General features: G+C 41.0%; 10 protein-coding genes. 5 read left to right on the top strand and 5 right to left on the bottom strand.

Annotated features, from left to right (window positions below; all coding sequences use genetic code 11):
- Positions 1-158: 158 nt before the first annotated feature.
- Complete coding sequence (locus HMPREF1534_RS17105; RefSeq protein ID WP_005936258.1) at positions 159-3,257, top strand: SusC/RagA family TonB-linked outer membrane protein; 3,099 nt, start codon at positions 159-161, stop codon at positions 3,255-3,257.
- Between the two features lie 34 nt (positions 3,258-3,291).
- Complete coding sequence (locus tag HMPREF1534_RS17110; RefSeq protein ID WP_005936255.1) at positions 3,292-4,905, top strand: RagB/SusD family nutrient uptake outer membrane protein; 1,614 nt, start codon at positions 3,292-3,294, stop codon at positions 4,903-4,905.
- Between the two features lie 206 nt (positions 4,906-5,111).
- Here HMPREF1534_RS17110 and HMPREF1534_RS17115 read toward each other — a convergent pair whose 3' ends face one another.
- The 5 genes from HMPREF1534_RS17115 to HMPREF1534_RS17135 form a co-directional block, all read right to left on the bottom strand.
- Entirely contained in the window at positions 5,112-5,480 is a 369-nt protein-coding gene (locus tag HMPREF1534_RS17115; RefSeq protein ID WP_005936252.1) for a YccF domain-containing protein, read from the bottom strand.
- Positions 5,481-5,498: 18 nt separating this feature from the next.
- A complete protein-coding gene (locus tag HMPREF1534_RS17120; RefSeq protein WP_005936249.1) occupies positions 5,499-6,758 on the bottom strand; it encodes an ABC transporter permease in 1,260 nt (419 codons plus the stop codon).
- Between the two features lie 6 nt (positions 6,759-6,764).
- Positions 6,765-8,072, bottom strand: coding sequence for an ABC transporter permease (locus HMPREF1534_RS17125; RefSeq protein ID WP_005936245.1), 1,308 nt, complete (start codon positions 8,070-8,072; stop codon positions 6,765-6,767).
- A 156-nt stretch (positions 8,073-8,228) separates the two neighbouring features.
- Positions 8,229-9,116, bottom strand: a complete 888-nt coding sequence (locus HMPREF1534_RS17130) for a glycoside hydrolase family 25 protein (protein ID WP_005936241.1) — start codon at positions 9,114-9,116, stop codon at positions 8,229-8,231.
- Between the two features lie 122 nt (positions 9,117-9,238).
- Positions 9,239-10,882 carry a diphosphate--fructose-6-phosphate 1-phosphotransferase gene (locus HMPREF1534_RS17135; RefSeq protein ID WP_005936237.1) on the bottom strand — a complete coding sequence of 548 codons (1,644 nt, stop codon included), beginning with the start codon at positions 10,880-10,882 and terminating at the stop codon, positions 9,239-9,241.
- A gap of 151 nt (positions 10,883-11,033) precedes the next feature.
- On the opposite strand from HMPREF1534_RS17135, the gene HMPREF1534_RS17140 reads away from it, so the two are divergent.
- The 3 genes from HMPREF1534_RS17140 to HMPREF1534_RS17150 all read left to right on the top strand — a co-directional run bounded on the left by HMPREF1534_RS17140 (position 11,034) and on the right by HMPREF1534_RS17150 (position 12,894).
- On the top strand, positions 11,034-11,282 hold the full coding sequence (locus HMPREF1534_RS17140) for a hypothetical protein (RefSeq protein WP_005936234.1): 249 nt from the start codon (positions 11,034-11,036) through the stop codon (positions 11,280-11,282).
- 14 nt (positions 11,283-11,296) lie between these two features.
- Positions 11,297-11,854, top strand: a complete 558-nt coding sequence (locus tag HMPREF1534_RS17145) for a lysophospholipid acyltransferase family protein (protein ID WP_005936232.1) — start codon at positions 11,297-11,299, stop codon at positions 11,852-11,854.
- Positions 11,855-12,429: 575 nt separating this feature from the next.
- Positions 12,430-12,894: a hypothetical protein gene (locus tag HMPREF1534_RS17150; protein WP_005936229.1), complete on the top strand. Its 465-nt coding sequence runs from the start codon at positions 12,430-12,432 to the stop codon at positions 12,892-12,894.
- The last annotated feature ends 164 nt before the right edge of the window (positions 12,895-13,058 follow it).

Genomic DNA, 13,058 nt, shown 5'->3' with positions numbered 1-13,058 from the left:
AGAGAAAAACAAAGATAGTTTTCAAAAATGATTGGTCTTTTTTAAAAATATTATATATTTGCGCCATTAATCTAAATCATATTGAAAAAACATAGTTCTAGAAGAACTTATCCTTTTAGAACTTTGAATTTCAATCAAACACTTTAAAATTCAATATTATGTTAAAACGACTGAAATCAGTTAGCATGTTATTGTTCTTGGGAACATTCTCTACAGGAACCATTTCTGCTGTTACAGCTTCCGAAGTTAACACTTCTGCTATCGTACAACAAAATGAAACATGTAAAGGTATTGTGAAAGACGCCACGGGAGAATCCATTATTGGTGCTTCTGTAATAGTGAAAGGAACCACCAACGGAGCAATTACCGACTTTGAAGGTAATTTCGCCTTAACTAACGTGAAGAAAGGAGATATCATCGTAATCTCCTATGTAGGGTATCAAAAACAAGAAATCAAATGGAATGGTGGGACTCTCAATGTAGTGTTGAAAGATGACACAGAAGTCCTGAGTGAAGTTGTTGTTGTAGGTTACGGTGTACAGAAAAAGGCTAACCTCTCCGGTGCCGTTGCACAAGTAAACAGCGATGAGTTAACCAATCGCCCTATTTCGAATGTATCAAGCGGTTTGCAAGGCTTGATGCCGGGTGTAACAATTACTGCAGGTCAGGGACGTCCCGGTGAAGACGGAAGTAATATCAGAATCCGCGGTGTAGGAACGTTGAATAATGCATCTCCCTATATCTTGATTGACGGTGTAGAAAGTGGTTCCATGAACGACCTTGACCCTAATGATATTGAAAGTATCTCCGTATTGAAAGACGCTTCTTCTGCAGCTATCTATGGTTCTAAAGCATCTAACGGTGTAATTTTGATTACCACCAAACGCGGTAAGACCGGTGCTCCCCGTATCTCGTATAATGGATATGTCGGTATTCAAAATGCAACGGCAACCATTGACCGTGTAAGCTCTGCCGATTATGCCAGACTGTACAATCGCATTGACGATGATAATAATAACCCACATCGTTATTCGGACGAAGACATCCGTTTATTCGAGAATGGTTCCGACCCATACGGACATCCTAATACCGATTGGAATGATGCTGCCTATAAAACAGGTGTTCTGCATAAGCACAATGTAAGCATCAACGGTGGTACAGAGAATGCAAGATATATGGCTTCTGTCGGTTATCTGGGGCAGACGGGTATCCTTCCGAATTCAGAACGCAGCCAGTTTAACGGACGTATGAATTTAGACGTAGATATAACCAAGAAATGGCATGTGCGTATGAATTTGTCCTATATCAAGAATGATTATAAAGACCCTAACTCAAACTATGGTGGCGGTTCTTCAGACCAGATTATCCGTCAGCTCAACATCCTAAGCCCGATGATTCCTATCAAGAATGAAGATGGAACTTATGGTTCAACTAATGACGGTAACCCGATTGCATGGTTGGATTCAAAATCTACAGTAGATAAATATAACCAGAACTTTACCGGTATGTTGTCTGTTGATTACAAAATTTTGGATTGCCTTACAGCAACCGTATCGGGAGCTTATGTTAATGATGACCAACACTACAAGGCTTTCGTAAAGAAAATCAATAATGACCCGGCACAGGCCGCACGTCCTAACAGCTTAACTGAGTCATTTACAAACTGGACCCGGTATAACTTTGATGCTTTGTTGAATTTCGACAAGCAATTTGGTGATCACAACTTAAAAGCAATGTTAGGTTATCATGCAGAAGCATACGATGTACGCTACAATGATATGTACCGTGAAAATTTCCCAAACAATGAATTGGACGATATGAATGCAGGTGCAACTGCTACTCAAACCAATAGTGGTTTTACACGAGAATTGAATATGTTGTCATACTTTGGTCGTATCAACTACGATTATAAAGGAAAATATTTATTCGAAGCTAACTTCCGTGCCGATGCATCTTCTCGTTTTGCTCCGGGCAACCGTTGGGGATACTTCCCTTCATTCTCCGGTGCATGGCGCATCAGTGAAGAATCATTTATGGAAACCTTAAGAGACAGTTGGTTGTCAAGCCTTAAGATTCGCGGTTCTTGGGGTCAGCTGGGAAACCAGGATGCTTTGGGAAACGGTACTCCGACCGGAGGAGACTACTATCCATGGATGAATACATACAACCTCGGCGCCAACTATCCGTTCGGAGGTTCGTTAGTGACAGGATACTATCAAGGTTCATACAAAATGGCTTCTCTTTCTTGGGAAAAAGCTACCACTTGGGGTATCGGTATAGACTTCACTTTATTCAATAAGCTGACCGGTTCTATTGACTACTACAACAGAAAGACCACAGATATCATCATGAATGTCTCCGTACCTAAAGAATTTGCCTTGGGTGCATACAAAGATAATGTAGGTGCAATGAAGAATAGTGGTATTGAAGTTCAGTTGGCCTACAACGATACATGGAACGATTGGACCTTCGGTGTTTCAGGAAACTTTGCCTACAACAAGAATACCATTGAAAACTTGGGTGGAGTAGACCGTATGGCCGATGGCAGCTTCATGCGTGAAGTGGGTTCTCCTATTAATTCATGGTTCGTATATCGCACAGACGGATTTTTCCAGTCTGATGAAGAAGCTGCTGCATGGCAAGCCAAATACTCTGCAATGGACGGATATCCTTTCGGACAAGATTTCAAGGCAGGTGACTTACGCTATGTAGATGCAAACGGTGACGGTAAAATATCGGCTGATGACCGCGAGCTTTATAGAACCAAAGATCCGAAATTCACATTTGGCTTCAATATTAATGTCGGTTATAAGAACGTAGACTTGTCAATGAACTTCAATGGTGCTGCCGGTGTAGGATATGCATTTACCAAGGAAGCATTCGGTGAATTCTCCGGTAGCGCAGGACATCCGTCAACTGCCTGGTTGGATAGCTGGACACCCGAAAACAAAAATGCAAGCATGCCACGCATAGCAGAAGCACGTGTATCTCCAAGTGAAGCTTCGAATGTACTTTCCGATTTCTGGATTATGGACACAAGCTATCTCCGTATGAAAACCATACAATTAGGCTATACTCTTCCTAAAAATTGGATAGAGAAATGGGGTATTCAGAATCTGCGTGTATACTATTCAGCAGAAAACTTGCTGACATTTGACGATATGCCAATTAATGTAGACCCGGAAACAGTCAGTGAACGTTTGTCTAGTTACCCTTTGAATAAAACACATTCATTCGGAGTCAACATTACATTCTAAACTTTTTATAATCACTTAATTAATACAGAATAATATGAAACGTTTATCAACATATTTATTAGCAGGTATCGCATTGCTGTCTGCTTCATGTTCAGATTTTCTGGATACAGCTCCGAAAGATGCCCTTTCTCCTGCAACAACCTGGAAAACAGAAACTGATGCCGAGAGTTTTGTAGTAGGTTGCTACAATGGATTATTAGATCCATCGTCCATTCTTTATTTAGATTGCGGTTCCGACATAGGTTACAATAATTTTTCATGGGAAGGATGGCGTCCTTGGGGAGACGGTTCCTTATCCAGCGGTAACACAGGTGCTTCATTCTATGATTTTGCCATTATCCGCCGTTGTAATACAGTGTTAGAAAACATCGACAATGTAGAATTCACTACTGCAGGTAAGAAAGAAGAACTGATAGCAGAAGCCAAAGCCATCCGTGCCTATAGATATTTCATTATGAACTGGTGGTATGGCGGTGTACCTATCATCGGTTCTTATACTACGGCCGAAGAAGCACAGGTACCGCGTAATACGGAAGCGGAAGTACGCGAACAGATTGCACAGGACTTGGACGATGCACTTACAGCCATCAACACCACTCCGGCAGCACGCGGACGTATTGCCAAAGGAGCTGTTTTGGCTACCAAAATGCGCGAAGCACTATATTACGGTGACTGGCAGAAAGCAAAAGATGCAGCTCAGGCTATCATCGATTTAAAACAATACGAACTGGATTCTGATTATGAAAACTTATTCAAACTGTCAGGTGTAGATTCTAAAGAAATCATATTGGCAGATCAACGCCTCGAAAGTGTCTTCGGACTGGGCGTTATCGGTCAAATGTATAATAATGATGATGCAGGATGGTCTTCAATTGTTCCTACTCAAAATTTGGTAGACATGTATGAAATGGACAATGGTTTGACTAAAGAAGAAGCTACAGGCTATTATGATGCCAAACATCCTTTTGCCAATCGTGACCCGCGCATGGATATGACTATTCTTTATCCCGGACAAGAATGGAGAGGAAAGATATTGAATACACTGGATGAGAAGCTGGCAGACGGTTCAAAAAACAAGAACTTTCCTACTTATACAGACAATGCCTCAAAAACAGCTTTAACATGGGCCAAATATCTAGATCCATACGAACAGTATTCTAATATTTGGAATACGGCTGCCTGTGTTATCATATTCCGTTATGCAGAAGTACTGTTAAGTTGGGCAGAAGCCGAAAACGAATTAAACGGTCCATCAGATCAAGTGTACAACTATATCGACCAGATTCGTGAACGCGTAGGTATGCCTAAAGTAGTCAGAACTAAATATGATACTCAGGATAAATTACGTGAATTGATTCGTCGTGAACGTTGCGTAGAATTTGCAGGTGAAGGTTTACGCCGTGCAGATATCCTGCGTTGGAAAGACGCCGGTGGCAAGATGTTGGCAGAAACTTTAATGAGCGGTGATTTAAAACGTATTACCGGTGCTATCAATTACAGTGAAACCGATCCGTACAAACGTGCAGAAGTTACCGGCACAGCAACAATTGAAACACGTAAGTTTGCTCCGAAGAACCGTTATTTGCCATTCTCTCAAACGGACGTACTTGATAAGAATCCGAACATCAAACAGAATCCCGGATATTAATCTATCATAACAGAGAAAAATAACATTCATAGAAAAAGGGAGTGTGCCAAAACTAAACCGGCCTATCCCATCGTAGCTGTAGGGGCAGGGTTTGCCTGCCCGAAGACACAAAGCAAACTGTTTTCGGGCGAGCGAACCTCGCCCCTACCAACGAAACGACAGTATTATTCACGTTTTGACACACTCTTTTTCTATGACAGCACGACTTAAACTATCTCTTTCCCGAAAGGAGTAAGTGCCAGTCCAGCCAACTTGAAATGTTGCAAACCAAATGGAATACCGATAATAGTGATGCATAATAACAAACCAAAAGCTAAATGAGACAAACTTATCCAAATACCTCCTACCAATATCCAAAGTATATTCATCAAAACACTCAAGCAACCCTCACCGCCGGGGCAACTGCGCACCTGCATACCAAACGGACAAAGTGCCAAAACTGACAGCTTCAATGTCTGCAGACCAAAAGGAATTCCAATGATGGTGACCATTAACAACAGGCTCGCTATAATGTATTCTATGCAAATAAACAGTCCGCCCAAAACAATCCACAATATATTCATTACTATATTCATACGGCAAATATAAAAACATTATTCGTCTTTCAGTGCTTCTACAGGAGATATTTTACTGATATTATAAGCCGGTATCCATACTCCAATCCATGTTACTATCATCATGATAAGATATACAATCAACGACACTATCAGAAAATGAACTGTAAAATGATTAGTAATATAACGCATATTATCACCGGGCGTCATACTCGACAACACATAAAATCCATCTTTCAGCACCCATTGAAAATAAACAAGACAACCTATCAATACTGCTATGGTAGTCAACATACCGGCTTCACCCAATAATAAAAGACGAATATGTCCGGGAGACGCCCCATAAGACAATCTCACTCCCATTTCCTCCCGACGTGTACGGGTACTCAACCAAAATGTCCCGCTGACTCCTAAAAACAAATTCACCAGAAAGAAATAGCAAAGGGCATATTTAATACGAATCTCACTGGTAGCTCCTTCTTTTAAATCACTTTGCTCACGTACTTTACTGAAAGGTTCAATCTTGCTGATAAACAACCTCCCCACTGCCAAATACTCTTCCATCCAAGGAATAAAATCCTCAATGAAGCGAGTTTCCGCAACTCCGGGTTTTGTACGGGCAAAAACAGTCAAACCTCCCTCATAGGCCCATGACGGAATGCCGTCAGTACGTGCATTGAGACGAAGATAATAAGGCTGCATACAACTCTTCATTTTGACCGGTTGAATTAACGCCGTTACCTTCAGAGGAACACTATCTCTTGCATAAACCACACCTCCGGTCAGATCTTTATCGGGCGAAAGACAAGCAGCAGCATCCGAAGTCATCAAAATACTATTCACCGTATATTCGGCATTTTCGAGGCTTTCCCAAGTACCGTCTTTGACCGAACGTATTCGCCAGGTTTGAAAGAAATCGGTGTGCGGAACAAAATCCATAAAAGCAACACGAACACTCATTGTGTCCAAAGTAAGATTATTAAAACTGTTTCCACGCGAACAAGGATAGTGGTTATTGACTACATAAGTAGCCGATTCGATTTGCTCATGACTTCGAAGCCGTTCCATCAATTTCCGGAAATCTTCCGGGCGAATTTCTTCATCAGAAGGAACCACAGAAAGCTGAAGCCTGTACAACCCATCTGCCTCATAGCCATCCGGAATCGACTTATTATAGAAAATAACAAATAAGGGATCGATTACCATCCAACATACAATGGCAATAACAATCAACTCCAACAATATCCACACATTACGCTTACGCGAATTCCAAAGGTTTCTAAATATATGATGCCACATAACCTCTTATTTTTGTTTATTAATGGAATACACAATATCTTTTCGCAGAGAAAGATATGCCGGAATAACGGCTGAGAACAAATTTATCATCACACATATCAGGAAGGCAGCCATAAACAGAACAGGACTGAACAGCATTTGAGGAGTTATACTCACACCTACCCCATCAGGTAACGCCGTTACATTGTCGTCCAGCAAAGTAAGCAGCCAATTTTTAGATAATAACACCATTCCATAAGATATAATCAAACCCAGACAACCGCCAATAACAGTCAAAATCAGGTTCTCCCAGATTATTTGTGAAAATAAGACACAAGACGTTGCTCCAAATGCTTTTCTCACTCCTATCTCGGGCAAACGTTTTTCCATTCGTCCCGATATCATGCCCGATAAATTCAATGCCGGCACTAACAACAGCATCAGCAAAACAGCTCCTATCTGACGGAAAATCTTCATAAAATCCAAGTCCGTCATAGAGTCCACACGGAATAATGTTTTCCAGTAAGCATAAGGCTGTCCATGCCAAAGCAGTTTATAGCCATCATGAGAAATAGCATTAAACTTTCGGGTAAATTCATCTACCTGAGCTTTTATGCTGTCAAAATCGGAAGAGGAACGTGCCAATATGACTACTTCATAGGCACCTAGCGCATCGTATTGATTATACTTATCATACCCCGGAAAACAAGTATATGGAATCCATACTTGTGCATAGCTCAGTTCCGTGGCATAACTGGGGGTTTTGACAACTCCACATATTTTATACTCCACAAAATCTATCGTAAGATACTTGCCCACCACCTTCGAAGTATTAAAAATCCGTTGCGCCACTTCCTCTGAAATGACAATGTGATGAATGCCACTGGCAAAATCGGATTCGCTAAAGGGAGCTCCATCTACAAAGTCAAAATCGAAAACTTTCCAGAAGGCAACATCCACTGCTTTTTGAACTACCGGTATGCGATGTTTTGAAGAAGGCAACTGAGCATAACCATCTCCTGCCACATAAGTTCCTATAGCAGAAACCGCTTCTGTACCTTTCAGATTGTAAAAAAGGTCTTTCACTATATTGTAGGCTATCAGACCCGTCGAATTAGAATTGGAATTATCAACACTCTGCATGTGCACATCCGATATAACCATCATCCGCGCACGATTAGTCTCCGGATAAATTCCTGCTACCTTTATATAATAAATAACAACCAATAACATAACCATCGATATGGCCAATCCGGTTCCAAGTATATAGAAACCACTGAACAATGGATTCTGCCTGATTAAATGAAAAGCTTGATTAAAATACGTTCTTATCATAATATACACATACTTTGTTTCTTTATTCTCAAACACAAAGTATATGCCAAAGTCATATCATATTGATAATCAAACCAATAAAAAAACAAATCCAATGTCCGAAAACGAACACTTCACCTAAAACCGAACAGATAGTCTGTTTTTTTATGAAATGCCTCAACGGATAGTCATGCATTTCAATTCCTCCAATGAGCCATTGAATATGTTCAAATCCACCTTTTCCCTAATGCCGGGAAGTGTACCCACATCAGTGTGCTGCCAGAATTTCCAGTTGCCTTTATATTCCACCGAATCAACATAATAATGAGCAATCCAATAAGGATAAGAATCAAATATAGAATCATTAAGATAGCGGGTCTTGAATTTATAAGAAGTATAAAGAATAGGCTTTACTTTATAATGTCTCTCTATTTTATCCAGCCATATTTTTAAATCCCGACGAAGAGTCCGGACATCATCTCCACGCTTTTCGATATCGAGTACGGGAGGTAAATCACCTGTGTCCAACTTTACGGAATTGATAAAGAAATCAGCCTGACGAACCGGGTCTGTTTTCGGATTATAGAAATGGTAAGCTCCGCGAATAAATCCATAAGCCTTGGCTGAATCAAAATTTGCCTGAAAAACACGATCACCATAATCTCCGCCCTCAGAGGCTTTCATGAAGATGAAATGGATAGGGAATTGACTTTGACGGGTCTGAGTCAGTCGTTGCCAGTCAATATTTCCCTGATAATGGGAAACATCAATACCATGAATATGAAAACCCGCCGGCATGCATACACCGTATGCCTTCAGCCCATAACAAGGTTTCCAACGATAAGAATAAGGACGAATGAAGAAATAGAAGAAAGCACTTAAAAACACAACGGTGATTGCTCCCATCAGGATATAATAAAGCCCCGTCGGTATTTCCCATTTCTTGACTACCTTCTTTTTATGAGGCGAAGCATCTTTCTTCCGCGATTTGCGCGGAGAAGAAGATTTTCGGGAAGTTGTCTTACGTGGCTTATTTACCACCGATATGGGCGGTTGCTTACTCATTTAGTGCTGATATATGCCGAATTATTCAAAGCAGGGGCGAACTGAATCCCCCGAAAACACAACATGAAGTGCATCCGGACGAAAACAACTCGCCCCTACAATATTAATATTTCTATTTAGAATTATTTACCTTGTTCCAACTGCAAAGTCTTGGTCGGCTCGTCACAAACTTCTGTAGGACCGAAGTACTGGATAGGACCCGGATATACATAATCTGTTTCAGTAGCCCACTTGTCACGCAGTGAAGCGAACTTCTTGAAAGGAGCACCGTCCAGTTTCACCAATGCTTTCTGGATAACCGGTTTCATTTCGCCGTGACGACGTTCCATATTCATCATCATTGTGATAGGCACACCACCGGCAATCCATTCTGCAGCAGGAGCTGTCGTATTGCGAACTGAAGACATATAACCGGTCTTGCCGTTAGCAATCAACATAGATGCTGTGTAGCCCAATGAATAACAATAATCGGCATCGAAGTTTGACGGAGCAGCGCAACGTCCTTCGTAACCGAAGAAGTGGTGCTGAGCAGCAAACTTACCAACATACTTGCCTTCTTCTTTCCATTGTGCCAATTTGGTAGCTACCATTTCAGACAACAGTTTTTCTGTTTCAATCAATGATACCTGTACGTTTCCGTGCGGGTCACGGTCTAATGACAACTGGCGGGCTACACCTTCGGGCAGTGAAGCATAGATAGCCGAGTTTTCTTTAGACAACTTAGAAATGATATATTCACGTTGATGAGATTTCTTAATCAAAGCAAATTCCGCAGCATTAGCAGCCAGGAAGTCGTTCAATTCAGCAATCAATCTCTTCATGGCAGGAATAAACTCTACCAAACCTTCAGGAATCAATACTGTACCGAAGTTGTTACCCTGAGCAGCGCGGTCGGCTACAATCTGAGCGATGTAAGTTACTACATCATCCAAAGACATATCTTTAGCTTCAACTTCTTCAGAAATGATACATACGTTAGGCTGAACCTGCAAAGCACATTCCAAAGCAATATGAGAAGCAGAACGTCCCATCAATTTAATGAAGTGCCAGTATTTACGTGCAGAGTTACAGTCACGCTGGATATTACCGATAACTTCGGCATAAGTCTTACAAGCAGTATCGAAACCGAAAGAAGTTTCAATCATTTCGTTCTTCAAGTCACCATCGATAGTCTTCGGACAACCGATTACCTGTACGCCACAATTCTTGGCTGCATAATATTCTGCCAATACGCAAGCGTTGGTGTTAGAGTCATCACCACCGATGATTACCAATGCCTTGATGCCCAGTTCTTTGATGATTTCCAAACCTTTATCAAACTGTTCTTCTTTTTCCAGTTTGGTACGTCCCGAACCGATGATATCGAAACCACCCGTATTGCGGTATTCGTCAATGATATCAGCAGTAAGCTCCATATAGTTATGGTCAACCAAACCACCGGGGCCCAGAATGAAACCAAACAACTTGCTGTCTTTGTTCAGCGCCTTGATACCGTCGAACAAACCTGAAATCACATTGTGTCCGCCGGGAGCCTGTCCACCGGACAGAATTACACCTACATTGATAGCAGGCAGATTAACAGCTTCGCCTTCAACGAACTGTATCAACGGCATTCCGTATGTGTTAGGGAACAATGCTTTGATAGCTTCCTGGTCAGCTACAGACTGTGTAGGTTCACCTTCCTTAACTTTAACTGCGCCTTTCAACGCTTTAGGAAGTTTGGGCTGATAAGCAGCTCTGGCAATTTGTAATGCACTTTTAGTCATATTCTATTATTCTATTTAAAGGTGTATAAACTCATTTAGAAATCACGTGCAAATTTCGCTCTTTTTTCGCAAATATGAAAACGTATACAAATAAAAATGCTAACTTTACCGCGAAATTAGATTTTTGTATTAACTTAAAAACATTACAATTATGGCAAGTAGAAGAAATTTAAAGAAAAAAATAACCTATATAGCAAGCGATTTATTTTTTGCTACCTTGATGGAAGGTGTTAACCGTGAAGCAGTTATTCACGCAATACATAACGTGTTGGCATTGATTCCGCGTATCAGCCACACCGAGCCGGGCAATGTAAAAGGCTTCTATAAGAGATTGCATGAAGACCTGGACAAAGAAATAAAAATAGTGGCAGACGAAATGGAAAAAGCATCAAAAGCATAACACGGATTTAAAGAATGAAGAAAGCTATTTGTAGTTTTATCTACTACAAACTGTTGGGATGGAAGACCAAAGTCTCCGTTCCCGATTATGACAAATATATTATTTGTGCAGCTCCGCATACCACCAATTGGGATTTGTTTATCGGTAAACTGTTTATGGGGGCTATTGGCCGTGAAACCGGCTTCATGATGAAAAAAGACTGGTTCTTCTGGCCTTTGGGACCTATCTTCCGCTGGATGGGAGGTATTCCGGTAGACCGCAGCCGCAAGAGTTCATTGGTAGACCAGATGATAAACATTGCCAAGTCGAGCAAAAAATTTCATTTGGCCATTACTCCCGAAGGTACGCGCAAAGCAAATCCGAATTGGAAAAAAGGGTTTTACTATATTGCCCAAGGAGCCGGTCTGCCCATCATATTAGTAGCTATAGACTACGAAAAAAAATGTATCACTGCCGAAAAAGTGATTCACCCTAGCGGGGATATAGAGAAAGATATGCGTGAAATTAAATTGTATTATAAAGATTTCAAAGGAAAGCATCCTGAACTATTTACTATCGGGAATATTCAATAATCTTTCTTTTTAAAATAAAACAGCAAAAGGGGTGTGTCTAAACGTTGATGATGCTATCATTTTGCCGGCAGGGGCGAGGTTTCCTCTTCAAAAAAACAGTTTGCTTTGTGTATTAGTGACTGTTGGTTCGGGCAGGCAAACCCTGCCCCTACTGTTAAGATTTGATAGACCATTTTTATTTTGACACACCTCCTTTTAAATATTCCATAAGACAGGCCAAGCATTTTCGTCCTTCAGATTAAGACTTTTCATGCGGCAGATTATTACGTCCCACAACAATGGGATATACGTCCTGCTACAGTGGGACGTACGTCCTACTGCAATGGAACGTACGTCCTGCCGCAGTAGGACGTAATAACCGGACGTAGAAAAAGACTTAACCCAAAGGAAGAAAACACTTATTCTTCCCCAAGCTTGTGACAAGCGTCAGCCTGCAAGAAAGGAAAAAGAAAACAAAACAGAAGCATAACAGCTAATGTAAAGCAAAAATTAAAGATAATTCATTTCATTTAGATGAGCCGATACGGGAATACGGACAAATATTTCTAACTTCGCATCATCAAATAGAAGCAATTATGTTTATTAAGCCGGCAAAGAAAATAATAACGTCTTTTCTGTTTCTGGCGGTAAGTACCTTCTGGATATCGGCACAAGAACCGGACCGGAATGTGGAACAACGCTTAAAAGACTTTTTTACTAATTTCGAAACATCATACGCCAATATCGGCAAGTGCAGACTGGACCGCTACGAACTGAATCACAGTAAAAAAGCGCTGCATGTTTATGCCAATGCGAACTTTGGTTATCAACCTTTCACGCCCGAAAATACAGAAGCCATTTACAGGTTACTGAAACAAAGTCTTCCCGGTCCCGTCAATTACTACGACATTACCATTTATGCAGATGGAAAGCCGATTGAAGAATTAATCCCCAATATATTACAAAAGAAACAGGATAAAAGCAGGCTGTGGCAACGCATCGACTATAAAGGTGCTCCTTGGATACAAAATATGTCACGTCCTTATCTTGGCTCAGTTTGAAAACTTGGGGGAATTAGTTAAAAACACTATCTTTGTGGCATGAAACAGAACCTTCACCCCCCTGCCACTCCACTGGAGATGTTGAGCTTGTTCCTTCCTGCAGGCCTGCTTGACTATTTTGACCTGGTTAACCATGTCTCTCAAGAGACTTGCTTCATTTTTTT

Origin of the sequence: Phocaeicola massiliensis B84634 = Timone 84634 = DSM 17679 = JCM 13223 (genome assembly GCF_000382445.1) — a bacterium.
Classification (GTDB): Bacteria; Bacteroidota; Bacteroidia; order Bacteroidales; family Bacteroidaceae; genus Phocaeicola; species Phocaeicola massiliensis.
Note: the sequence above shows the minus strand (reverse complement) of the source record. Positions and strands in the feature narration are given on the sequence as shown.

Coding starts and splice junctions, on each gene's coding strand:
- HMPREF1534_RS17105 (WP_005936258.1), top strand. CDS start 159: ATGTTAAAACGACTGAAATCAGTTAGCATGTTATTGTTCTTGGGAACA.
- HMPREF1534_RS17110 (WP_005936255.1), top strand. CDS start 3,292: ATGAAACGTTTATCAACATATTTATTAGCAGGTATCGCATTGCTGTCT.
- HMPREF1534_RS17115 (WP_005936252.1), bottom strand. CDS start 5,480: ATGAATATAGTAATGAATATATTGTGGATTGTTTTGGGCGGACTGTTT.
- HMPREF1534_RS17120 (WP_005936249.1), bottom strand. CDS start 6,758: ATGTGGCATCATATATTTAGAAACCTTTGGAATTCGCGTAAGCGTAAT.
- HMPREF1534_RS17125 (WP_005936245.1), bottom strand. CDS start 8,072: ATGATAAGAACGTATTTTAATCAAGCTTTTCATTTAATCAGGCAGAAT.
- HMPREF1534_RS17130 (WP_005936241.1), bottom strand. CDS start 9,116: ATGAGTAAGCAACCGCCCATATCGGTGGTAAATAAGCCACGTAAGACA.
- HMPREF1534_RS17135 (WP_005936237.1), bottom strand. CDS start 10,882: ATGACTAAAAGTGCATTACAAATTGCCAGAGCTGCTTATCAGCCCAAA.
- HMPREF1534_RS17140 (WP_005936234.1), top strand. CDS start 11,034: ATGGCAAGTAGAAGAAATTTAAAGAAAAAAATAACCTATATAGCAAGC.
- HMPREF1534_RS17145 (WP_005936232.1), top strand. CDS start 11,297: ATGAAGAAAGCTATTTGTAGTTTTATCTACTACAAACTGTTGGGATGG.
- HMPREF1534_RS17150 (WP_005936229.1), top strand. CDS start 12,430: ATGTTTATTAAGCCGGCAAAGAAAATAATAACGTCTTTTCTGTTTCTG.